The 22966-nt window shown below is 44.6% G+C and carries 20 protein-coding genes; 13 read left to right on the top strand and 7 right to left on the bottom strand.

The annotated features are described in order from the left end of the window. Positions 1-62 precede the first annotated feature (62 nt). The 4 genes from lon to R7Q48_RS10680 all read left to right on the top strand — a co-directional run bounded on the left by lon (position 63) and on the right by R7Q48_RS10680 (position 5479). Positions 63-2414, top strand: coding sequence for an endopeptidase La (lon, locus tag R7Q48_RS10695; RefSeq protein WP_005382343.1), 2352 nt, complete (start codon positions 63-65; stop codon positions 2412-2414). 191 nt (positions 2415-2605) lie between these two features. Beyond that, positions 2606-2878 carry an HU family DNA-binding protein gene (locus tag R7Q48_RS10690; RefSeq protein WP_005382341.1) on the top strand — a complete coding sequence of 91 codons (273 nt, stop codon included), beginning with the start codon at positions 2606-2608 and terminating at the stop codon, positions 2876-2878. Positions 2879-3079: 201 nt separating this feature from the next. Continuing rightward, the gene (ppiD, locus tag R7Q48_RS10685; protein ID WP_005382334.1) at positions 3080-4939 is read left to right on the top strand and encodes a peptidylprolyl isomerase; all 1860 of its coding nucleotides are present in this window, start codon (positions 3080-3082) and stop codon (positions 4937-4939) included. A gap of 255 nt (positions 4940-5194) precedes the next feature. After that, a complete protein-coding gene (locus R7Q48_RS10680; protein ID WP_031777211.1) occupies positions 5195-5479 on the top strand; it encodes a ComEA family DNA-binding protein in 285 nt (94 codons plus the stop codon). Between the two features lie 98 nt (positions 5480-5577). Here the strand turns inward: R7Q48_RS10680 and rrtA are convergent, their stop codons facing one another. Continuing rightward, the gene (gene rrtA, locus R7Q48_RS10675; RefSeq protein WP_165401728.1) at positions 5578-6129 is read right to left on the bottom strand and encodes a rhombosortase; all 552 of its coding nucleotides are present in this window, start codon (positions 6127-6129) and stop codon (positions 5578-5580) included. A gap of 3 nt (positions 6130-6132) precedes the next feature. Here rrtA and R7Q48_RS10670 point away from each other — a divergent pair, with 3 nt between their 5' ends. Then, entirely contained in the window at positions 6133-6747 is a 615-nt protein-coding gene (locus R7Q48_RS10670) for a tRNA-uridine aminocarboxypropyltransferase (RefSeq protein WP_213871761.1), read from the top strand. Between the two features lie 6 nt (positions 6748-6753). Here the strand turns inward: R7Q48_RS10670 and R7Q48_RS10665 are convergent, their stop codons facing one another. From R7Q48_RS10665 to R7Q48_RS10655, 3 genes are all read right to left on the bottom strand, one after another. After that, positions 6754-8076: an anti-phage deoxyguanosine triphosphatase gene (locus R7Q48_RS10665; RefSeq protein WP_213967019.1), complete on the bottom strand. Its 1323-nt coding sequence runs from the start codon at positions 8074-8076 to the stop codon at positions 6754-6756. Between the two features lie 15 nt (positions 8077-8091). Then, positions 8092-8676: a 5'-deoxynucleotidase gene (gene yfbR / locus R7Q48_RS10660; protein WP_025766954.1), complete on the bottom strand. Its 585-nt coding sequence runs from the start codon at positions 8674-8676 to the stop codon at positions 8092-8094. Between the two features lie 90 nt (positions 8677-8766). Beyond that, complete coding sequence (locus R7Q48_RS10655) at positions 8767-9981, bottom strand: pyridoxal phosphate-dependent aminotransferase (RefSeq protein WP_005384283.1); 1215 nt, start codon at positions 9979-9981, stop codon at positions 8767-8769. 217 nt (positions 9982-10198) lie between these two features. On the opposite strand from R7Q48_RS10655, the gene R7Q48_RS10650 reads away from it, so the two are divergent. The 7 genes from R7Q48_RS10650 to R7Q48_RS10620 all read left to right on the top strand — a co-directional run bounded on the left by R7Q48_RS10650 (position 10199) and on the right by R7Q48_RS10620 (position 17710). Continuing rightward, positions 10199-11506, top strand: coding sequence for an isochorismate synthase MenF (locus R7Q48_RS10650; protein ID WP_033906881.1), 1308 nt, complete (start codon positions 10199-10201; stop codon positions 11504-11506). Next, positions 11503-13221: a 2-succinyl-5-enolpyruvyl-6-hydroxy-3-cyclohexene-1-carboxylic-acid synthase gene (gene menD / locus R7Q48_RS10645; protein ID WP_256903167.1), complete on the top strand. Its 1719-nt coding sequence runs from the start codon at positions 11503-11505 to the stop codon at positions 13219-13221. Before R7Q48_RS10650 ends, menD begins: the two co-directional genes overlap by 4 nt. Then, a complete protein-coding gene (gene menH / locus R7Q48_RS10640; RefSeq protein ID WP_238970239.1) occupies positions 13208-14035 on the top strand; it encodes a 2-succinyl-6-hydroxy-2,4-cyclohexadiene-1-carboxylate synthase in 828 nt (275 codons plus the stop codon). Before menD ends, menH begins: the two co-directional genes overlap by 14 nt. Further along, complete coding sequence (menB, locus tag R7Q48_RS10635; RefSeq protein WP_005382318.1) at positions 14028-14894, top strand: 1,4-dihydroxy-2-naphthoyl-CoA synthase; 867 nt, start codon at positions 14028-14030, stop codon at positions 14892-14894. Before menH ends, menB begins: the two co-directional genes overlap by 8 nt. 125 nt (positions 14895-15019) lie before the next feature. After that, entirely contained in the window at positions 15020-16009 is a 990-nt protein-coding gene (gene menC / locus R7Q48_RS10630; protein ID WP_238844081.1) for an o-succinylbenzoate synthase, read from the top strand. Beyond that, a complete protein-coding gene (gene menE, locus R7Q48_RS10625) occupies positions 15994-17421 on the top strand; it encodes an o-succinylbenzoate--CoA ligase (RefSeq protein WP_238844082.1) in 1428 nt (475 codons plus the stop codon). Before menC ends, menE begins: the two co-directional genes overlap by 16 nt. A 100-nt stretch (positions 17422-17521) precedes the next feature. Then, positions 17522-17710, top strand: a complete 189-nt coding sequence (locus R7Q48_RS10620) for a hypothetical protein (RefSeq protein ID WP_017634658.1) — start codon at positions 17522-17524, stop codon at positions 17708-17710. Here the strand turns inward: R7Q48_RS10620 and R7Q48_RS10615 are convergent. From R7Q48_RS10615 to R7Q48_RS10605, 3 genes are all read right to left on the bottom strand, one after another. Further along, positions 17707-18636 (bottom strand): YeiH family protein, encoded by a 930-nt coding sequence (locus R7Q48_RS10615; RefSeq protein WP_005384270.1) that lies wholly within the window; start codon positions 18634-18636, stop codon positions 17707-17709. The genes R7Q48_RS10620 and R7Q48_RS10615 overlap by 4 nt on opposite strands. A 115-nt stretch (positions 18637-18751) precedes the next feature. Further along, positions 18752-20626, bottom strand: coding sequence for an MFS transporter (locus tag R7Q48_RS10610; protein WP_256903166.1), 1875 nt, complete (start codon positions 20624-20626; stop codon positions 18752-18754). Between the two features lie 13 nt (positions 20627-20639). After that, positions 20640-21230 carry a TetR/AcrR family transcriptional regulator gene (locus R7Q48_RS10605; protein WP_005382308.1) on the bottom strand — a complete coding sequence of 197 codons (591 nt, stop codon included), beginning with the start codon at positions 21228-21230 and terminating at the stop codon, positions 20640-20642. 392 nt (positions 21231-21622) lie between these two features. Between R7Q48_RS10605 and R7Q48_RS10600 the strand changes: the two genes are divergently transcribed. Beyond that, positions 21623-22495, top strand: coding sequence for a Tim44 domain-containing protein (locus tag R7Q48_RS10600; RefSeq protein ID WP_005384268.1), 873 nt, complete (start codon positions 21623-21625; stop codon positions 22493-22495). Positions 22496-22966 lie beyond the last annotated feature (471 nt).

The following is a 22966-nucleotide window of genomic DNA, read 5'->3' as shown; positions in this document are numbered from 1 at the left end:
AATTAGCCCCCATATACTGCCTTAAGTAATACGTTAAACGTGAAAGCGGAAGAGAGAATTATATGAACTTGGAACGTTCCGAGCGTATCGAGATCCCGGTACTACCTCTACGTGACGTAGTGGTCTACCCACACATGGTTATTCCATTGTTTGTTGGTCGTGAGAAATCGATTAGCTGTCTAGAAACGGCGATGGAAACCAACAAACAAGTTCTTCTTGTGGCACAAAAGCAAGCGGATACTGACGAGCCTACGGTTGACGACCTATTTGACGTAGGTACGGTAGCCACCATTCTCCAGCTCTTGAAGCTTCCGGATGGCACAGTAAAAGTATTGGTCGAAGGCCAGCAGCGAGCAAAAATCAATCACTTTAAAGAGAGTGACTTCTTCCTAGCGGAAGCTGAATTTGTTGTTACGCCAGAATTGGATGAGCGTGAGCAAGAAGTGATTGTTCGCAGCGCGATTAATCAGTTTGAAGGGTTCATTAAGCTAAACAAGAAGATTCCACCAGAAGTGCTAACGTCACTTAATGGTATCGACGAAGCCGCACGCTTAGCGGATACCATTGCGGCTCATATGCCGTTAAAGTTGGTAGATAAGCAGCAAGTGCTTGAAATTGTTGACGTCACTGAGCGTCTGGAATTCCTGATGGGCCAGATGGAATCAGAGATCGACTTGCTGCAAGTTGAAAAACGAATTCGTGGTCGCGTTAAAAAGCAAATGGAAAAATCTCAGCGTGAGTATTATCTGAATGAGCAAATGAAAGCGATTCAGAAAGAACTTGGTGAGATGGAAGACGCACCAGACGAGTTCGAAACGCTACAGAAGAAGATTGACGAATCAAAAATGCCTCAAGAGGCACGTGAAAAGACAGAGCAAGAGCTGCAAAAGCTTAAGATGATGTCTCCAATGTCTGCTGAAGCAACAGTGGTTCGTAGCTACATCGATTGGATGGTCAGCGTTCCTTGGGCTAAGCGCTCAAAAGTTAAGAAAAACTTAGCGAAAGCAGAAGAGGTTCTTAATGAAGATCACTACGGTCTAGAACGCGTCAAAGAACGTATCCTTGAATACCTGGCGGTTCAAAACCGTATCAACAAGCTAAAAGGCCCTATCCTTTGTCTTGTTGGTCCTCCTGGTGTCGGTAAAACATCTCTTGGTCGTTCAATTGCTTCAGCTACAGGCCGTAAGTATGTTCGTATGGCGTTGGGTGGTGTGCGTGATGAAGCGGAAATTCGTGGTCATCGTCGTACTTATATCGGCTCATTACCAGGCAAATTGATCCAGAAGATGTCGAAGGTTGGTGTGAAGAACCCGCTGTTCTTATTGGACGAAATCGACAAAATGTCTTCCGATATGCGTGGTGATCCGGCATCGGCTCTACTAGAAGTACTTGATCCTGAACAGAATAACTCGTTCAACGATCACTACCTAGAAGTGGATTACGATCTCTCTGACGTTATGTTTGTTGCGACATCGAACTCGATGAACATCCCGGGTCCATTGTTAGACCGTATGGAAGTTATTCGTTTATCTGGTTACACCGAAGACGAGAAGCTGAACATTGCAAAACGTCACCTTGTTGATAAACAAGTGAAGCGTAATGGCTTGAAAGCGGATGAGATCGTCATTGAAGATTCTGCGATTATTGGCATCATTCGTTACTACACGCGTGAAGCGGGTGTCCGTAACTTAGAGCGTGAGATTTCTAAGATCTGCCGTAAAGCGGTGAAGAACATCTTGCTGGATAAGGACATCAAGTCAGTAACGGTAACGATGGACAACCTAAAAGAGTACTTAGGTGTTCAACGTTTCGATTACGGTAAAGCGGATGAAAGTAACCGAATTGGTCAAGTAACTGGCCTAGCTTGGACCGAAGTGGGTGGCGATCTATTAACGATTGAAACTCAATCAATGCCAGGTAAAGGTAAGCTGACACAAACGGGTTCTCTTGGTGATGTGATGCAAGAGTCTATCCAAGCAGCAATGACAGTGGTTCGCTCTCGTGCAGAAAAGCTAGGTATCAATACTGACTTCTACGAGAAGAAAGATATTCACGTACACGTCCCGGAAGGCGCGACACCAAAAGATGGCCCAAGTGCGGGTACAGCAATGTGTACAGCATTGGTTTCTTCTCTAACAGGCAACCCTGTGAAAGCAGAAGTAGCGATGACGGGTGAAATCACACTGCGTGGTGAGGTTCTACCTATCGGCGGCCTAAAAGAGAAGTTACTTGCGGCACACCGTGGTGGCATTAAGACAGTGCTAATTCCAAAAGATAACGAGCGTGATTTGGAAGAGATTCCTGATAATGTTATCGCGGATCTGGAAGTTATCCCTGTACAGTGGATTGATGAAGTACTGAAAGTCGCACTAGAGCGAGACCCGACGGGCGTTGAGTTTGAGTCTCAAAAATAGTGATGTGTAGCAAAAATAAGTAAAAGTTTACGCTGATAAGCCCAAAAAGGCTTGTCAGCGTTTTTTTTGGGCGCTAAGTTAGTTTCGATAGCTGCCAGCCCTTGATGAATAAGGGGTGGAGCATATTTTCTTAACAATGGAACGAAAGTCATCACAAAAATAATCACAGATGACACAAAGGGGAAATTACAGTGAATAAAACTCAGTTAGTAGAACAAATCGCAGAAAATGCAGATATTTCTAAAGCGTCAGCGGGTCGTGCTCTAGATGCATTCATCGAAGCAGTAAGCGGAACTCTTCAATCTGGTGATCAAGTCGCTCTAGTTGGCTTTGGTACATTCAGCGTTCGTACTCGTGCTGCACGTACTGGTCGTAACCCAAAAACTGGTGAAGAAATCCAAATCGCAGAAGCAAAAGTACCAGCTTTCAAAGCTGGTAAAGCACTGAAAGACGCTTGTAACTAATCACGGCGTTATTTCTGTAACCGGCCATTTGCTTAACTTTTGCTCAAACAATAAGTTTCGAACAAAAATTTACAAACTTCGAGCCGAACTTTCTTAAATTATGCGCATCATACTGATGCGCATTTCTTTTTCTGATATTATTGCGCCATTATTTCTATTAGATAGAAGCAGTAGGCTTCAATTGTGGAGAGCAGTTAAATTATGATGGATCGACTACGCGAAGGCGTGAATAGCATCGCGGTCAAAATTATCCTTGGACTTATCATCCTGTCTTTCGTATTTGCAGGTGTAGGTAGCTACATCGTTGGTGGTAGCAACAACTCTGCAGCGAAAGTCGGTAACACTGAGATTCCTCGTGGTGAGTTCGAGATGGCATACCAAAATGAGCGTAACCGTATGCAAGCTCAGTTGGGTGACTACTTCTCTCAAATGCTGGCTGACCCTGCATATGTTGAATCTTTCCGCAAATCCGTTTTAGATCGAATGATCAATGACGTGTTGCTTGACCAACAAGCTGAAGCTTTGGGTCTGCGAATCAGCGACACTCAAGTGCGTAGCATGATTCTAGACATGCCTCAGTTCCAATCTAATGGTCAGTTTGATCAAGAGATCTATCAAGCTTCTTTGCGTCGTGCAGGCTTTTCGCCAGACTCTTTTGCTGAGTACATGCGTCGTGAATTGGTTCGTGAGCAACTGCTGAATGCGCTACAAAACAGTGAATTTATTCTGCCGGGTGAAGTACAAGCAGAAGGCAAGCTGTTCACTCAAACTCGTGATATTCGCACGATTCAGATCGACTTAGCGGAGTTTGCGAAAAATATTGAATTGACCGACGAAGAAATTCAAGAGTACTACAAAGCAAACCCAGACAACTTTACACGCCCAGAGCAGGTTAAAGTCTCTTACATCGAACTGTCAGCTGAAGCGCTAAAGGAACAAGTTAATGTTTCTGATGCTGAGGTGAAAAAGTACTACGACGAGCACTTAAACAAATACTCTTCAGAAGAGCAACGACGTGTCGCTCACATTCTTGTAGAAGGGGACGATGAAGCAAAAGCGCAAGCTATCCTAGATGAGCTAAACGCGGGTGCAGATTTTGCGACGCTTGCTCAAGAGAAATCTGACGATTTTGGCAGCGCTGAAAACGGTGGTGACCTAGGTTGGATTGAGCGTGATGTGATGGACCCTGCTTTTGAAGAAGCGGCATTCGCACTGAAGAATCCTGGCGATACGTCGGGTCTAGTAAAGTCGGACTTTGGCTATCACATTATCAAGCTTGAAGAGCTAAAAGATTCTGTGGCGAAGCCATTTGAAGAAGTCGCTGCTGAAATCAAACAAGAGATGGTCGACCAACAAGCGATCGATCAATTCTACGAGTTGCAAAATGAGCTTGAGCGCGTAGCGTTTGAATACCCAGACTCATTGTATGATGCTTCTCAAGCGGTTAACCAAGAAGTGAAGACAACGGACTTTATTTCTCAGGTTGATGCACCTGAAGTGCTTCGTAGCCCTGCGGTAATGCAAGCTATCCTAAGCCCTGAAGTTAAAGAAGATGGCCTAAACTCTGAAGCTATCGAAGTTGCGCCTGAGCATATTATCGTTGTTCGTGTTGAAGATGCGCGTGACGAGACAGTTCTTCCACTAGAAGAAGTGAAAGATCAGGTTGTTGCAGAGCTATCTCGTGTTAAAGGTGAGCAAGAAGCGATGGAACTTGGAACACAAGTCGTTGCGGCATTGAAAGAAGGTAAGACGAACGTGCTTGCTGAAAACAATCTTGCCTTTGGTGAACAAGAGACAGTAGATCGTCGTTCTCCGTTGGCAACAACGGTATTCGCGATGGCAAAACCAGTCGATGGTAAACCAGTATACGGTCAGTCTAAAGATCTTGAAGGTAACATCATTATCATCGAGCTTGATGCTGTAAACGCAGAGCTAGATAGTGAGTTAGAAGATCAAGTTGCGATGCAAATGCAGCGTGCATCTTCTCAGCAAGATTTATCATCTGTACTAGCCGTACTGCGTGCAAATACTGACATTGAGTACTTTGTTGTGAGCAACTAAGCACAATTAGTGTAATTTGTATGTTGAATAAAACGGACCGCATAAGCGGTCCGTTTTATTTTTGTCTTTATGAACTTCAATCATCAATAGGCATTACTTAAATTAGTGCGCGTTTAAGTGATAGCGGCCGTTGTGAATTCCGGGTCATCTCAGTTTGTTAAATGCATAACCATATTGCTTTCCATTTCAAACTTGATAGTGACTCGCTCTCGACGACTGTTTTTAGCCTACTATTTTGGAGATTGTATGTTCAATATGAAATGGATTTTGACATTGTGCTTATTTGTTTTTGCACCTTTTAGCATGGCTGCGGATTCAGCCACTGACAAATATGAAGGAATTGAAATTACTGTAAATATCAACACGGCCACTGCTGAAGAAATTGCGACCATGTTGAAAGGTATAGGTGAGAAGAAAGCGCAGAGTATAGTGGACTACCGCGAGGAACATGGCCCTTTTAAAACGGCAGCAGATTTGAAGAGCGTAAAAGGCATAGGTGAAGCGACAGTTAAGAAAAACGAAGACCGCATTTTACTGTAGCTTGATGTATCGTAGATATTGAGTCTGAATTCAGAACAATATCTGTTTCCCTATTACTGCTTTCCCGAACCAGCCCCTCTTTCGTGGTTCGGGATTTTTTATCCGAATAAACGACGGCGAAGGCCTTTTTCCATTAAAGCCATTACTAACCCACCGAGTGCGCCAAACATATGAGCATCAATAGCAACGTTTGCACCGATAAGCTCAGCAGTACTGCTGGATGGGCCATAGACCTGCTCCCATGCTACTTTGGCGATTAGCCCTCCGACTAACAACACACTGCTTCTTCTGCTTTCAAAGACTTCTCTGAGCGCCCAAAATCCAAACAATCCGTGTAATACGCCGGATAAACCCACGTACACCGACATGTTGGTAAACAAATTCAGCGCACCAACACATGCACATAAGATTGAAAAAACGATAAGGAAGTTACGAGTGCTTGGGCGAAAAATAAAAGTAATGATCCACAATCCTGCGAGGTTCATTCCTAAGTGCGCAAAGTTGGTATGTGTGAGATTTCCTGTTACGATTCGCCACCATTCACCATGGCGTATATTGTAGCTGTGCCACTCGGTTAGGCTTGCCATTGGTTCAAATTGAAGTATCAAACAGATCACGCTGATAATACTCAGCAAGGTATAAAGGTTCACTCTATGTCTCGTTATTGTTCTCGTTGTGGAAAATCGCAAAAAGCGTGTATTTGCCAATGGATTGTACCGCTGGCAAGCGAGGTAGAACTTATCATTCTTCAGCACACGAGTGAAGAACATCGTCCGCTTGGTACGGCACGGATTCTCAATTTGAGTTTAGATAACTGTATTTGTTTGATAGGAGAGGACTTTTCTTGTGATGATGTCTTAAATCACTTATTAGCGGATGAGTCATATCAACATTTTGTTCTTTACCCATCAGAAGAGTCACGATGCATTTCTGAAATCACTCAAGCGAGTCATAGTGTATCTAAGAAAATACGTTTGATTTTGCTCGATGGTACGTGGAAAAAAGCGTACAAAATGTGGCAACTCTCAAGCAACTTACATTCATTCCCAACCGTGCAGTTGCCTAAGCAACTACAAGGGCACTACACCATTCGTAAGGCGCCCTCTGAGAATAGCTTATCGACAGTCGAGGCTGGTTATCATTCGCTTCGCTTGCTTGAACCCGAGCGAGACTTTACACCGCTGATGCGTGCCTTTGAAAAGATGATCGAATTCCAAATCGCCCAGATGCCTCCGGGCGTTTTTGAAAAGAATTACTTGAAAGGTTGAGTGTTACTAAAGAACGATGGAAGAGAAAAGTTGGCGGTGTAGCTTTTGCGCGTGACCATCGGTCATTGCAGAAATATAATCGGCGATGACCCTCATTTTATTGCTCTCGCTCTTCGCCTGACACCACAGATCTTTTGTATGAACGGGTAGTAATCGCTCTGGGTCTGCTGTTAACGCTTCAAAAATATCCATAATAATTTGCTGACCCTTATACTCAACGATCTGGACCTGCGGGACTTGGATAACGAAGGTGCTGACAAAGTGCTTGAGTACGTCAAGTGCACGTGCCATCTGTGGTTCTAAACACGCATTCCAAGACAGTAACGGGTTATTAAACGGCTCATCCACCATTTTGATTGAAATGCTGGTCAGTAGCGCGTTAACCATACCACCGATGGCGTCTTTCCGCTCATGGTGCTTACCGCTAAATAGCATCTGTCCGATGGAATCGATATGAGCTTCAAACCACGGGTCGCCACAGTCCGCTAATTGACTTGCTGCGCCTTCTTGCCATTGCTGACGTGTCACCATACCAAGTACGATTGCATCTTCTAAATCATGAACACCGTAGGCGATATCATCTGCCAGCTCCATGATTGAGCAATCGAGTGATTTAAAACGCGTTTTACTGTGCTCAAACTCCGATTCTGGCGTTGAACGCATCAGACTAAGCAATGCCTTGTCGTTGTCAGAAAGCGGTGCAATTACCCAATCAAATAAGTCTTTATCACAATCATAAATGCCTTTAGCTGGGCTCCAGTCTTTTGCTTTTAGTTTACGTTGATGCTCGGCTGGCTGAGGCAACTTGACGGAGCGTGTTTGACTAATGAGGGCAGGGTACTTAATCAAACCAAGCAGTGTGCGGCGTGATAAATTCATTCCGAAATGCTCGGTATAAGGCTCTAACTTAGTGACTATACGAAAGGTTTGGGCGTTCCCCTCGAAGCCGCCATGTTCGCGCATTACGTAGTTTAGAGCGACTTCTCCCCCATGACCGTATGGGGGGTGCCCGATGTCGTGCGCCAAACATAATGAATCAATTAAGCTGTCTGATGGTAATAGATCACGGAACTCTGGCTGTTTTTTCTTTAACTGGGCGACGATACCGGTCCCGAGTTGCGACGCTTCTAAGGAGTGTGTTAACCGACTGCGGTGAAAGTCTTCCAAGCTATTGCCGTGTACTTGGGTTTTTGCTTGTAGGCGTCGAAATGCAGCCGAGTGAAGAATGCGCGCTCGGTCTCGTTGGTACGGGCTCCGATGGTCGTCTCGACGGATTTTATGCTCATCATCATGGCGCTCTTGCCATTGCGGGTGTAATTCAAACGACACGATTATCTCCGTAAGCTAACTGATTTCATCTAACGATAATTCGAAACTTGGGGCAAAGGTATTGAGAAAGTAATCCATTTCAGGCGTTCTGCGTTCTTGCAAAGTGACGTCTAAGCGTTTTTTTGCCAGAGCGAACTCATGGTTACCGGCGCTTAGTTCTTCGAGACACTTTAAATAGGCACAGATGGAATCGGCTTGCTTAACGATTTTTGCGTCCTCTTCGTGAGCAGAGTGAGAAAGAAGATAGGGGGCAAAGTCATCTTGGAACTCTTCCGGTAACATTGAGAGTAATTTTTGCTCCGCTGCCGATTCTATCTTCTTATATTCTTTGGCAATTTCAGGGTTGTAATACTTCACTGGAGTCGGAAGATCACCCGTTAATACTTCACTGGAGTCATGGTACATGGCAAGAATCGCGATACGCTCTGGATTAAGGTTACCGCCGAATTTTTTGTTTTTAATTAGGGCAAGGGCATGAGCGACAAAAGCAACTTGTAAGCTATGCTCTGAAACGTTTTCTGGTGAGACGGACCGCATTAAAGGCCAGCGTTGGATCAGCTTCATTCGAGCCAGGTGGGCGAAAAAATGGCTTTCTTTCATGGCTTTCTCCGTTTCTGGTGTAAAAAAGGAACTCACTAGGAGTTCCTCTAAGCATATGAGAGATCAGCACTAAATACTACCAGTGATTCGTTACTGGCTGTAGGTTGATAGGAATCTTTCAAAACGTCCAATGGCGATTTCTAGATCTTCAACGTGCGGTAGTGTCACGATGCGGAAGTGGTCTGGTTTTGGCCAGTTAAAGCCAGAACCTTGCACTAGTAAGACCTTCTCTTGTTTTAAGAAATCTAAAACCATCTGTTGATCGTTCTTGATGTTGTACATTTTAGTGTCGATTTTCGGGAAGAGGTACATCGCACCCTTAGGTTTGACACAAGAAACACCAGGAATCTGATTGATCAGTTCATACGCTCGGTTGCGCTGCTCTAATAAGCGTCCGCCAGGTAAAATCAGTTCATTAATACTCTGGTATCCACCTAACGCGGTTTGAATCGCATGTTGCATTGGTACGTTTGCGCATAAACGCATCGATGAAAGCAGCTCCAAGCCATTCACGTACCCTTGAGCCAGATGTTTAGGCCCCGTTAGGAACATCCAGCCACCACGGAAACCACAAACACGGTAGGCTTTTGAAAGGCCATTGAATGTCATGACTAGCACGTCTTCAGTGAGTGTGGCGACTGAGGTATGTGTTGCACCGTCGTACAACACTTTGTCGTAGATCTCATCTGCGAAAATGATCAGTTTATGCTGGCGTGCTATCTCAATCACTTCAAGTAGGAAGTCACGGCTGTATACCGCACCTGTCGGGTTGTTCGGGTTGATCAGAACAATGCCACGTGTCTTTGGTGTGATTTTCTTTTTGATGTCTTCAAGGTCTGGGTACCAGTCAGCCTCTTCATCACATAGGTAATGAACCGGCTTACCACCAGATAGTGCAACTGAAGCTGTCCATAACGGGTAGTCTGGTGCTGGGATCAGCATTTCGTCGCCATTGTTTAATAGCGCTTGCATGGCCATTACGATCAACTCAGACACGCCGTTACCTACATACACATCTTCGACATCTAGCGAGCGTATACCTTTACGCTGATAGTGTTGGACCACAGCTTTACGAGCAGAGTAAATACCTTTGGAATCACAATAGCCTTGAGAAGTCGGCAGATTACGAATCACGTCGACTAAAATCTCATCAGGGGCGTCAAAACCAAATGGGGCAGGGTTACCAATGTTTAGCTTTAGGATTTTATGCCCTTCTTCCTCCATGCGCTTAGCATGTTTGAGTACAGGACCCCTAATGTCGTAGCAGACATTGTCGAGTTTTGACGACATCCCGATATTTTGCATTGTTTAATTCCTAAAAATTCGTTAATTTCTTTATTAAAATACAATAATTTGTTTTTTATTAGAATATATATCTGTAAATAATCTGTCTGCTGGTTAAGTTTTGCTCGCTTGCTATCACAGGATTTTGCAAAAGATCGCATACGACCTTGATTTGCTTTGGGTCTAAACTTAGAGTAGCCGTCAGTTACCATTTATCCTCACATACAACGAGGTTGATTTGTCACAGTTCCATCAAGCCGTAAAGAGAATTATCGAGCGAGTTCAGCAATCGGAAGGCAATCAAACACGTCTGGTCGAGCCCCTTAGCGAGAAACCTAATTTCTCATTTATTGATTGGCTTGATGCACAACCACTTTTCCCTAAGTTTTATTGGCAGTCCCGCGATACACGTGAAGAGGTCGTTGCACTAGGGCAATTGCACGCTTTTGTTGAGCCAGGTCCTGCTTATACCATTCTGGGTGAAGGGCAAAGAGTTTGGGGCGGGCGCTCTTTTGATGGGCAGCATGAGAAGAATCGCCGCTGTATGCCTTCTTTTTTCTTTTTGCCTCAAATTGAGTTAATTCGTTTTGACCAACAGTGGTCTCTCGCAGTTAATATTTCAGAAGACAAAGCGCGAACTCTAGCTGGGTTGAATAAACTGGTTTGTGAGGTCGCAACCTTAGCTCCAATTTCGTCTCACATCCGCTCTATTGTTCATACGCCAAGTCAGCCTCAATGGAATGAGTTAGTTCATAAGGTTCTGACTGGTATAGAGAATGATGATTTTAAGAAAGTGGTTTTAGCGCGTCGCTCTACCGTGCAGCTTGATAACACATTAAGTGCTGCACAGCTACTTAAAGCAAGTTACTTAAATAACCATCATAGCTTCCATTTCATGCTGAGCTTAGACAGTAAGCACAGTTTTATGGGGTCTACGCCAGAACGTTTGTATTCTCGCGTAGGGCATGAGCTACATACCGAAGCGTTAGCAGGTACGATTGGTCGGGGAGACAATGCCACTCAAGATATGGAGTTGGCGAATTGGTTATCCCAAGACCAAAAGAACCTCAACGAAAACCAGTATGTGGTGGACGACATCATTGATCGTCTATCACCGCATTCTGAAATGGTTGAAGTGGAAGCTGAACCGAGTTTGGTCAGACTACGAAAAGTGCAGCACCTTAAGCGAAATATTCACGCTAGTCTAAGAGCGGGGATAAATGGTGTTCAGTTGTTATCGGCGCTTCAGCCAACAGCGGCGGTTGCTGGCTTACCCCGACAAGAGTCTATGCAGTTTATTCTTGATAATGAGCCCTTTGCACGCGGCTGGTACGCGGGGTCAATGGGTTACATCAGCCATGAACGAGCAGAGTTTTGTGTCGCAATCAGAAGTGCGCTTGTGCTCGGTGAGCAAGTACAACTGTTTGCGGGCGCAGGGATTGTTCCAGGCTCCATTGCAGAACATGAGTGGGCAGAACTTGATAAGAAAATGTCGACGTTACTTACGCTGATTTCTGATCATCCGCCATTGGGAGTCGCATCATGAGTCATGACCAAGCGGTGCTCAATCGAGTTTGGTCAGAAACCATATTGATTGAGCTTCAGCGATTTGGCGTTAAGCATGTTTGTATCGCTCCCGGATCTCGTTCTACGCCTTTAACTTTAGAAGCGGCAGAACAGTCCGACTTTTCCATTCATACTCATTTTGATGAGCGTGGATTGGGCTTTATGGCTCTTGGTTTAGCGAAAGCTACTCAGGAACCCGTGGCAATTATCGTTACCTCTGGTACGGCAGTGGCGAACTTATTACCGTCGGTTGCCGAAGCCAAACTTACTGGTGAAAAACTGGTGCTGCTGACAGCAGATCGTCCAGTAGAACTTGTCGGCTGTGGTGCAAACCAAGCGATAAATCAATTGGGTATTTTTTCACATCATGTTTCGGCCAGTTTGAATTTACCAAGCCCAAATTTAGCAACGTCGCTTAACTGGTTGCTGACCTCTGTTGACGAAGTGATGTTTACTCAGCAATTGCAGGGTAGTGCCGTTCATATTAATTGTGCATTTCCAGAGCCTTTGTATTCCAACGGCGCAAAAGCGGATTATCAAACCTACTTAGATTCGGTCGCCGGATGGCGAAAAGGAAGCGGCACTTATACTCAGCGTTTTAGCCATTTGTCACAGGCGAACATCCCGCCTTTTTCAGACAAAAAAGGCTTGGTTGTGATTGGCAGCTTACCGCTTGAACAAGCGAAGTCGGCGCAGGCATTTGCACAAAAGATGGGATGGCCAGTACTTGCAGACCCGCAAAGTGGTCTCAGTTCGGATTGGGCGTATTACGATGTATGGCTTCAACTTCCCGAGTTCGCAAACGAGCTTGAATCTTGTGAACTTATTATCCAATTTGGTAGCCGAATCATCTCCAAACGTTTGAACCAATGGATTGATAAACAAGTATCGAAAAATCAACAAAGTAAAGACGTTCAGTATTGGTATGTCTCACCTTGTATGGACCGGAATAACCAAAATCATCTGGCGCAAATGCACTGGGTTGAGCCTCCTCAAACGTGGGTTTCTCGCATTAGCTTTGAGAAGTCAATATTTGCTGGGTGGGCTGATAGGTTAGCGAATGACGTTAAGCGAGTTCATCAACGTATCGAAGAAGCCTTCCTATCTGATTCAGCGTCTGCCGTTGACGAAATTGCGTTGGCAGCAGACATCAACGAGCGCACAAAGAACGTAGATGTTTTCTTGGGTAATAGCTTGTTTGTTCGGCTTGTTGATATGTACGGAAAATTGGATGGTGTAGAGGTTTTCACTAATCGAGGCGCGTCAGGGATTGACGGTTTGTTTGCTACGGCATCAGGCGTGCAACGGGCAAGAGGTAATCCGTTACTGGTGTATATTGGTGACACAGCAGCACTTTATGATCTCAATTCTCTGGCGCTATTTTCTCACAATAAACTGCCGGCGGTACTTGTTGTTACTAATAATGACGGCGGTGCGATTTTTGATATGTTGCCAGTACCACCAGAGCGCAGGACGACATATTATCAAATGCCTCATGGTTATCAGTTTGAACACGCGGCAAAGCAGTTTGGTTTGGCGTATTTGCATGTTTCTACACTGGAGCAATTCCAATCATCTGTAAAAGAGCATTTATGTCACGGCCAAGGAACGTTGCTGGTCGAGGTTCAAACCCCACCTAACCAAGCTGCTGAGACACTCAAGGCATTTAATAAGAGTCTGAATGCTTTACTTTGAACGTTTCCCTGTATTAGAAAAACACCAAAGTAGAACGTTGCCCACTTTGGTGTTTTTGCATGGCTTGCTTGGTAGCGGTGCCGATTGGCAAGCGTGTATCAACGCGTTACCCGAGTATGAACGTGTTACGGTTGACCTCCCTGGTCATGGGCACAGCCAATCTATTTCTTGCAGCGATCTGAATGATTGCTGCAAACTTCTTGGTTCCACACTATCTTTATTATTTCCCTCACAACAACCACTTATTTTGATTGGTTACTCTATGGGCGGCCGCATTGCGATGCATGGTATTGCCCATCAATGCTTTCCAGATCTCAATATTGCGGGCGCGATTGTTGAAGGGGGAAACTTCGGGCTTCAAACTGAGTCAGAGAAACAGGTGAGATTAGAGAATGATGCTCGCTGGGCAATGCGTTTCAAAACTGAACCACTTGAACGTGTTTTGAACGATTGGTACCAACAAGCGGTGTTTTCTTCACTAAACCATGAGCAAAGACAAACATTCATTGCGAAGCGAAGTGATAATCTTGGCTCAGCGGTGGCGAATATGTTGATGGCGACATCGTTAGCCAAACAGGCATATTTGTTGCCCTCACTGCAAAAGCAGAACATACCAGTGTATTACTTGTGTGGTGAGAAAGACCAAAAATTTAGCCAACTGGCACAACATAGCGGGTTGGCGTATCGACAAGTTGAAGGCGCTGGTCATAACGTCCATCAAGAGCAGCCCAAACAGTTTGCGATACATACCAAGCAAATAATTCAGTCTCACTTTGGTGAGAGTAACGAGAACAATGGGAATCACCATGGCTAAAACAGTAGGCATTTCTGAAGAAGAACTTTACGCTCCGGTTCAATGGAAAGATTGCGGCGAGAAATACGAGGACATTCATTACCATAAGTCTGAAGATGGTATCGCGAAAATCACCATTGCGCGTCCTCAAGTGCGTAACGCGTTTCGTCCTCAAACGGTAAAAGAGATGATTGATGCGTTGGCAGATGCGCGTTACGACTCTGGTGTTGGCGTGATCATTCTGACAGGTCTAGGTGAAGACGCATTCTGTTCTGGCGGCGACCAGAAGATCCGTGGCGACTACGGCGGCTATAAAGACGACCAAGGTACGCACCACCTAAACGTATTGGACTTCCAACGTGATATTCGTACTTGTCCAAAACCAGTTATTGCATCGGTAGCTGGTTGGGCTGTTGGCGGTGGTCATGTACTGCATATGATGTGTGATCTAACAATTGCAGCTGACAACGCTCAATTTGGTCAAACAGGCCCTAAAGTGGGTTCATTTGACGGAGGTTGGGGCGCATCTTACATGGCTCGCATCGTAGGCCAAAAGAAAGCTCGCGAAATTTGGTTCCTATGTCGTTTCTACAATGCTCAAGAAGCAGTAGACATGGGCCTAGTAAACACAGTTGTACCACTAGCGGATCTAGAGAAAGAAACCGTTCGTTGGTGTCGTGAAGTACTACAGCACAGCCCAATGGCATTGCGCTGCCTGAAAGCTGCATTAAACGCAGATTGTGATGGTCAAGCGGGTCTGCAAGAGCTAGCGGGTAACGCAACGATGATGTTCTACATGACTGATGAAGGCCAAGAAGGTCGTAACGCCTTTAACGAGAAGCGTCGCCCAGACTTCGATAAATTCCCACGCAACCCATAATCCGTCTAAATGAGGAGCGTGTTAGCTCCTCTGTTCCTTTTTTCCTGAGCGCCTCGCCCTCTGGGAGGCTGGTGGGATTGCTCGTCAGAACGCTCAAATATACGGCATTACATAGGACTTGAATTATGCGTGAAGCGAAAATTTATCGTTATAGCTTGCCCATGGATAGTGGTGTCATCCTACGTGACAACAAGCTAACCGAACGTGTTGGTTATGTGGTTGCGCTTATCGAAGATGGTAAAACAGGGCTTGGAGAAGTCGCTCCTCTTCCTGGTTTTAGCTTAGAGAGCACCGAAGATGCGGGTGTTCAACTACAAGAGCAGGCTGAGCGTTGGGTAGCAGAGTTGGATGTGGATTATGCCAATATGTACCCGTCGGTTGCGTTTGGTTTATCGATGGCACAGCTTGAATTAGCTGGTGGCTTACCACAACAAGGTAAATACCAAACAGCGCCACTATGCACTGGCGACCCAGATGAGCTCATTCCAAAGCTGAACGAAATGGAAGGTGAGAAAGTCGCTAAGGTGAAAGTTGGACTTTATGAGCCAATTCGCGATGGCATGCTTGTGAACCTTTTTCTTGAATCAATCCCTCAATTAACGCTTCGACTGGATGCCAATCGCGCTTGGACACCAGAAAGAGCGCAGCAGTTTGCTAAATACATTACTCCGTCTTTGCGTCAGCGCATTACCTTTTTGGAAGAGCCGTGCCGCTCTCCTGGCGATAGTCTCTCTTTTGCGATTAATACTGGTATTGCTATCGCTTGGGATGAAACATTGCAAGATGCGGTTCGTCGTGAAGATTTCCGTCTTGAAGATCTAACTGGAGTGAAAACGATCATTATCAAACCCACACTCATTGGTTCAGTGGATTTTTGTATTACACTGATAGAGAAAGCGAAGTCACTAGGGATGAAAGCAGTGATTAGCTCGAGCATTGAATCCAGTCTCGGTTTAACTCAATTAGCGCGCTTTGCCCAATGGCAGCTGCCTGATGAAGTTCCAGGTTTGGATACGATTGGCTTATTCAAAGCTCAGCTAGAGCAGGGCTGGCCTAAGTGTGAACTTCCCGTACTTCCTCTAAAAGACCAGGAGATTGTGTGGCATTCTGCGTAGACAATATTGCGAAGGCACCATGGAAATATTGGGCTCAAACGAGCCCTTTTTCTATTGCACTCAAGACATCAACAGAAGTTTTAAACTGGCAACAACTCTCGAAGCGTATTGACCAATACACTCACTATTTGAATGACTTGGGTGTAACTCGGGGGGATGTGCTGACTTTGGTTGGCAAGAACCAAGTAGAAACACTGTTGTTTTATCTTGCCTCCAAACAGTTAGGCGCGCTCGCTGCGCTGACCATGGAACAACCACTAGATAAGTTGCAGGGTAAGCTTGCTACACTTTACAGGCCTGATCAAACTCGGTTTATCTGGTTTTCTCAGGAGTGCGCTTCGACCTTTTCTGAACATGATATACAAAAACTCAAGGCAACATTGCTTTCACCGCCTGTAGTATCACAGCAAGAGAGTGATTCGTTGACTGAAGATAGCTATCATCATGACCGGCTCGCTTCAGTAGTATTTACTTCTGGCTCTACAGGTGAGCCTAAAGCTGTGGTTCATACACATCGACAGCATCTTGCGTCTGCAGAGGGCTTGTTGCAGGAGTTCATTTTCACTCAGCAAGATGCTTGGCTGTTATCGCTTCCGCTGTATCACGTCTCTGGATTAGCGATTGTCTATCGTTGGCTATATGTCGGAGCAACACTAAAAGTCGGTTCAGGGAAACTTGTTGATGATGTTCAGGGCGTATCACACGCTTCTTTGGTTGCGACTCAGCTCAAACGGTTATTGGATGATGATGCACATTTGTCATTGACACATGTGCTACTGGGCGGCAGCCACGTTGATCACGAGTTGGCACTACGAGCAACAGGGCAAGGCATTGAGACATGGTTAGGTTATGGGATGACGGAGGCGGCCTCTACCGTTACCGCAAAGAGAATTGACTGCACCAGTAATGCTGGACATGTATTGAAGCACCGTAAGATAAAATTAGTTGACCAACGCATTTTTATTGGCGGTAAGACATTAGCGGCAGGGTATTTCCATCAAGGACATGTTACCCCATTCCTGGATGAGAAAGGCTGGTTTGACAGCAAGGATCTTGGCGAGTGGCAAGGTGATGAATTAAAGATAATCGGCCGTGCCGACAATCAGTTTATCTCTGGTGGTGAGAATATCCATTGTGAAGAGATTGAAGCCGCTTTGAACCAAATTGATGGTGTAGTGCAGAGTATAGTGGTTCCAGTCGAAGACGCGGAGTTTGGTCATAGACCAGTAGCTGTGATTCAGACCAATGGATTGCGCAGCAAGTCGGAGTATGACCAGCACTTGCAATCAAAGTTAGAGAAGTTTAAATGGCCAGTGGAATACCATGTAATGCCACAAACTCTACTAGAAGATGGGATCAAAATTTCGCGTAAGGCCGTGAAAGAGTGGCTGTTGTCATCACTTCAGCATTAGTCAATTTTGCTATGTATTAGTCATAAAGAGAATTTCGTATCCTTATAACTCTGAATCATAATTATGCTTCTTCGTGGAGAGAAAATGCATAAGGTTCAGGATGGCAAAGCTAGTTTTAATTGCGGCAGTAGCACTACAAATTGGTATCGCGATAAGTAGTGAAGGGCTAGCCCGCTCTCTTGCTGAGCTAACGGCATTTTTGATCGCTATTGCGTTGGTCGTTATATACAAAAATAGCAAACGGGAAATACCGTCCCCTCAACGCGATAAGCAGACCACCAATATCTAAAACAGTAACCAACTTAGAGAAGTGGTCGAAATTAACACCCACAGAGTCACACCAAACAACAGCGGCTTAGCTCCAGCTGACTTTAGTTTTGAAATTGAAATGCTGCAACCTATCAAGAACAGACAAACAACCAACGCTTGCTTTGCTCCAATGAAAATGCCGTGATAGACCATTTCAAATTGAGGAAAGAAGTCGCTAAACGCGATAGCTGCACAGTACCAAAAAATGAAATAAGGGATAGCTAGTTTTTTCTTTCCATTCTCTTTTTGGCCTCTTGAAAAGATGACGGCACTGATCAAAGCAACAGGAATGATCCATAAAGCGCGCGCGAGTTTCAATGTTGTTGCCGTCGTTAGTGCTTCTTCCCCATAGGCCGAGGCAGCCCCGACAACAGAAGATGTGTCATGAATGGCAATCGCAGCCCATGTGCCAAACGTGTGTTGATCTAGCCCTAAAGCATGTCCAATCACAGGAAACACAAAGAGTGCAATGGAGTTCAGGACAAACACTGTTGCCAGTGCTAATCCAATCTGCTCGTCTTTCGCTTTAATCGCCGGTGCCACAGCAGCAATTGCGCTACCACCACAAATTGCAGTACCTGATGAGATTAAGTAAGCGGTTACTCGCTCCAATTTAATTACCCTGGCAATGAGAGTGCCCATGATCAGTGTGCCTGTAATAGTGGCGATGATCAGGCCGATACCATCCGATGTGACTGCAAGCGCTTGCTCAAAGTTGATGCCAAAGCCTAAGCCAATAATCGAGTAAGACAGCAGCTTTTTAGTAAAAGAAGCGATGGGCAGCTCGGAAGGCACAAAACCAAAACTTGCGAGTAGAAAACCGATAACTAGAGCAATGGGAGAGGAGGCAAGGGGGGTTAAACAAAAAAGTAACGCCAATCCAAACAGGAGGTAGTTTCTATTCAAGGTTTTTATTCGCTGTTGTGAATGAAAGGGAGAGTATATCGCACTGGGTGTGGTCAGTTTGTCTTAATGATTTGAACACATGTTCAGTTATCCTAAACATGTGTTCAAGTGTATTTTATCGCCAGTCGCCTCTGAGTTGATGCACTTTATCGAACATTGTTTTTGCCGTTGCCTCATTTGGTGGCACCGGTTGTCCTGCCTCAATTTCTAGCTTTGACCAAAATCGAGTCGGTAAGCCACGGCATGCGCGACCTTTTGCGCGGCTGAAATAGCTTCCCCATAAGCCTTTAAGTGCAACAGGTATGACGGGTACTGGGCTACGACGTAGAATGATATCAATACCGCGCATGAATTCATTCATTTCACCATCTGAAGTTAATCTTCCTTCAGGGAAAATACAGACGATATGACCTTCGCTTAGCGCAGCTTCCACATCGTTAAATGCACGTCTGATAGAGCTTCTGTTACTCGCTGAAATTGGAATTACCCCAGTTCGACGTAAAAAGCGCCTTAATGGAGGTAGGTTGGCGTAATCTTCCTCCATCACAAAACGAATCAACCTTGGGCATACGGCACTAAGTAGCAATGCATCCATGTAGCTTACATGATTACATACAATCAATGCCCCACCATGCTCGGGTAGGTTGTGTAGATTCTTATGCTTAACTCGATAGATGGTGTGCGTAAGCATCCACATGACAAAGCGAACTACAAAAATAGGAATTTGCAAAAAGATGTAAGCGGCGACTAAGAAATTTAAAATGGCTAACAATGCAAACAGCTGAGGAATTGTCATCTTGATTACACTTAAGCACACAATACCTAAGACAGCGCTGCCGACCATAAACAGAGAGTTAAAGATGTTGAGCCCTGCGATGACTTGAGCACGTTCGGTTTCCTTTGCTCGATGCTGCATTAATGCGTAAAGAGGCACAATAAACAAACCGCCCGAAGCGCCAATCATCAATAGGTAGAAAAATAATGGCCAAAAAGGCTCATATCTAAAGAAGTCTACAAAGTTATGGAAAACAGGTAGATCATTGGGAATGGAAGTGGCCATTAGGTACCCAAATACCGTAATGCCAAAGGCACCAATTGGCACAATACCGACTTCGATACGATGGTTTGAGATCCAATTGCAAAGTAGCGACCCTAGCGCGATACCAATGGAAAATAGAGCGAGCAAGAAAGACACCGCACTCTCGGTGCCATTTAGGTAAATCTTAGTGAAATTCGGGAATTGTGTTAGATATGCGGCGCCTAAAAACCAAAACCAACTTATTGCCATTATGCATTGAAAAACAACTCGCTCGGATTTGGCGATAGAGAGCGTGTGTTTGGTTTGCTTGTATGGTTGCCAACGAAAAGAGAGATTGGGAGCGCTGGCTGCAGCAAAGGGGATTGAGCGGCTCGACAAGTAGCCTAACAATGCGAAGATCACGACACAAAATGCGGCAAGGTATTTTGCGTTGTCTGCAGAGGCTATAATCCCAGCGCCTAAGGTGCCAATAAGGATGGCGATAAAGGTACCAGCTTCAACAAGAGCGTTGCCGGGCACTAACTCTTTAGCATTTAACTTTTGAGGCAAAAGGGCATATTTAACTGGGCCAAAAAATGCTGACTGTGTGCCCATTAAAAACAGTAGCAATAAAAGCACACCATAACTTTCGGTTATGAATCCGATGGCACCCAACAGCATGATGGCTATTTCAAATAGTTTGACCTTACGAATAAACCATGACTTTTCATATTTGTCGGCTAATACGCCAGCGGAAGCAGAGAACAGAAAGAACGGTAGAATGAACAAGCCTGCCGCAAGGTTGATGAACAAATTGCTCGAAATAGGCAGTGCACTGGAGCCCGCGAATGCGACAAACAACAGCAAAACGTTTTTAAAAATATTGTCGTTGAAAGCGCCAAAAAACTGAGTAATGAAATAGGGCAGGAACTTTCTCTGCGTAAGTAACGACGGCTGTCTGTCGGATGACATGGATAATCCTTTGCTACCAGTTCGTGAGATAGTTAGAAAGAAGATTACTGATCAACTCTTTGCCATCAATCGGTTCACTAGAGAAAAACTTATCATCAACACTGAGTAAAGTAATGCCATGTACGCCAGACCAAAGGACTCGACTCGCTTGAATCACTTCGGATTCAGTACGATGTGGTGCGATTTGAGCCAATAGTGACTCTAGCATTCCCGTCATACCATCGATACGTTTGGCATGCCATTCCGGAAGTTCTGCTCCATTCATGTTGTGTTCGAACACTAACTGCCAACGGTATGGGTGTTTTTGAGCAAAATCGTGGTAGCAATAAGCGAGTTCAAAAAGCGCTTGATGGGAGTCTTTGCTGTCATTAGTCGCTTTGCGTGCTTCTTGAGATAACTCATCTAAAGTTTGAGCGACAACATGAAGCAGTAGCAAATTATAATTACCAAAAACATTTACCAATGTGCTTGGCACGTAACCAATCATGTTAGCGATTTTACGAAGACTGAGTTCGTGGTAAGAATTCTCATCTAAAAAGTTTTTGACCGTTGTTAACGTCAAATTCACTAACTCTTCTCGGGTGTGATCGTTTCTGCGCGCCATACTCTCAAACTACTTTATTGAACATCGTTCAATATGATAGTCAGCTACCTATTAACCGTCAACAAGGCAATGTATCCAAGTGTCCTCAAGGTGTAGGATTCTGAGCTGTGTCACTGATTCTAATTCAAGTAAAACAATCTGGAGTATTAGTGAACTTATTCCATACTTTTTTTACATTGATCAAGCGCCTTCAGCTGAATTGTAAGCAGTGTGAGCAGTCTGCATTTTTGGCAATATTCTGATACATGTCAGCTTCTATAAGCTATTTTCATCAATCGGTATACAGAGTATGATGACTTAAAAATCATCTTTGGCGTGCTACTGTTTGAAACAACGATTGTTTCGTCTTGAAAATGGGGCACTATCTTAGATAGCTAACTTTAAGGATAACGATGAAACGTTTATTTTCTATTGTTGCTTTATTGATGTTTACTGTTGCTGTAACGCCTATCGCGGAAGCGAAGAAGTTTGGTGGCAGTAAGTCTTTCGGTAAGAGCTACAAAACTGCACCAGCACCGAAACAACAGCAACAAAACACCAATACGGTCGGCAAAGATCAGACGACAAAGTCTTCAAGTAAGAAAGGCCTTATGGGTGGTCTGCTAGGCGGACTTCTTGCTGGTGGTCTACTTGCTGCATTCTTTGGCGGTGCTTTTGAAGGTATCCAGTTTATGGATATCCTAATTATTGGTTTGATTGCCTTTGTCATCTTTAAACTAATGCGCGGTATGCTAGGTGCGAAGCAGGGCAGTATGAACCAGCATCGTCAACAGCCTGCATTTGGTGGCAACGCATCTAAGTTTGAGCAACCAAACATGCAAAACTTTGAGCAACAACCAAACACAAATAATGGTGGCTTTGGTGGTTTTGGCGCTCAAACAGACGTACCACATAACTACCCACCGGGTTTTGACCAAGCAGCGTTCATTAATGGTTCTCGTGAACACTATCGAATCCTGCAAGGTGCGTGGAATCACAACCAGCTAGAAACTATTGAAGAATATGTTTCTCCAAGCTTGTTTGAAGACCTAAAAGCAGAGCGCGCGAAGCTCGACGGTGAGCAGCATACTGACGTAATGTACGTTGATGCGGAGATCGTCCGTGCTGATTACGATGCAAATAAAGCACAGCTTAGTCTGCAGTTTAGCGGTCGTTACCGTGACACAGTAGAAGGTGTTGAAGAAGAAATCGAAGATATCTGGCACCTAGAGCGTGACTTGACTGCGCCTAATGCGCCATGGTTAATCGTTGGTATTCAAGGCTAGTCACCTTTAAACCAATTTAGTCACTAGTAAAAATCCCGCATCCCCTGCGGGATTTTTTGTATCTATCATTTATATTTCTTGTACGTGTTTTTATACAAACATCACTAATTGAGTCCGTTTGGTAATTTTGCGAACCCACTTTTTCTAGTAAGTCCTCAAGTGTTTTCCTAGTTATATTGAACATTCATATTAAGGCCATACGAACTAACAAAATCAAAATAGCTAGTACATTGTTTGTAGGGTAAAGATCTGCTCCTCAGCCTTTTGTTTGTGGAGCTTCACATGGGGTTGGTTGCTTTAGTGAGATTGAGTATAGGTTATACCAATCGTAGTAAATAACTGGTCATTCTAGCTTGTTAAAATACTCGATAACTGCGTTGCAATTTTTGATTGCAGAATAACTACTTATCGAAAAATTGCGCCTTGTTCTCAAGCATTTTCCCTACGCTATTTCTGATCACTTATTTACTG

This window comes from Vibrio sp. 378 (genome assembly GCF_033339435.1).
The sequence above is the reverse complement of the archived record's forward strand: the minus strand, read 5'-3'. Positions and strand labels throughout refer to the sequence as shown.

Excerpts from the sequence above, each read along its gene's own strand:
- R7Q48_RS10600 (WP_005384268.1), top strand. The coding sequence starts at position 21,623 with ATGAAACGTTTATTTTCTATTGTTGCTTTATTGATGTTTACTGTTGCT.
- ppiD (WP_005382334.1), top strand. The coding sequence starts at position 3,080 with ATGATGGATCGACTACGCGAAGGCGTGAATAGCATCGCGGTCAAAATT.
- menD (WP_256903167.1), top strand. The coding sequence starts at position 11,503 with ATGAGTCATGACCAAGCGGTGCTCAATCGAGTTTGGTCAGAAACCATA.
- R7Q48_RS10610 (WP_256903166.1), bottom strand. The coding sequence starts at position 20,626 with ATGTCATCCGACAGACAGCCGTCGTTACTTACGCAGAGAAAGTTCCTG.
- lon (WP_005382343.1), top strand. The coding sequence starts at position 63 with ATGAACTTGGAACGTTCCGAGCGTATCGAGATCCCGGTACTACCTCTA.
- R7Q48_RS10605 (WP_005382308.1), bottom strand. The coding sequence starts at position 21,230 with ATGGCGCGCAGAAACGATCACACCCGAGAAGAGTTAGTGAATTTGACG.
- R7Q48_RS10655 (WP_005384283.1), bottom strand. The coding sequence starts at position 9,981 with ATGCAAAATATCGGGATGTCGTCAAAACTCGACAATGTCTGCTACGAC.
- menH (WP_238970239.1), top strand. The coding sequence starts at position 13,208 with ATGCTTTACTTTGAACGTTTCCCTGTATTAGAAAAACACCAAAGTAGA.
- menC (WP_238844081.1), top strand. The coding sequence starts at position 15,020 with ATGCGTGAAGCGAAAATTTATCGTTATAGCTTGCCCATGGATAGTGGT.
- menB (WP_005382318.1), top strand. The coding sequence starts at position 14,028 with ATGGCTAAAACAGTAGGCATTTCTGAAGAAGAACTTTACGCTCCGGTT.
- R7Q48_RS10670 (WP_213871761.1), top strand. The coding sequence starts at position 6,133 with ATGTCTCGTTATTGTTCTCGTTGTGGAAAATCGCAAAAAGCGTGTATT.
- R7Q48_RS10680 (WP_031777211.1), top strand. The coding sequence starts at position 5,195 with ATGAAATGGATTTTGACATTGTGCTTATTTGTTTTTGCACCTTTTAGC.
- R7Q48_RS10620 (WP_017634658.1), top strand. The coding sequence starts at position 17,522 with ATGGCAAAGCTAGTTTTAATTGCGGCAGTAGCACTACAAATTGGTATC.
- yfbR (WP_025766954.1), bottom strand. The coding sequence starts at position 8,676 with ATGAAAGAAAGCCATTTTTTCGCCCACCTGGCTCGAATGAAGCTGATC.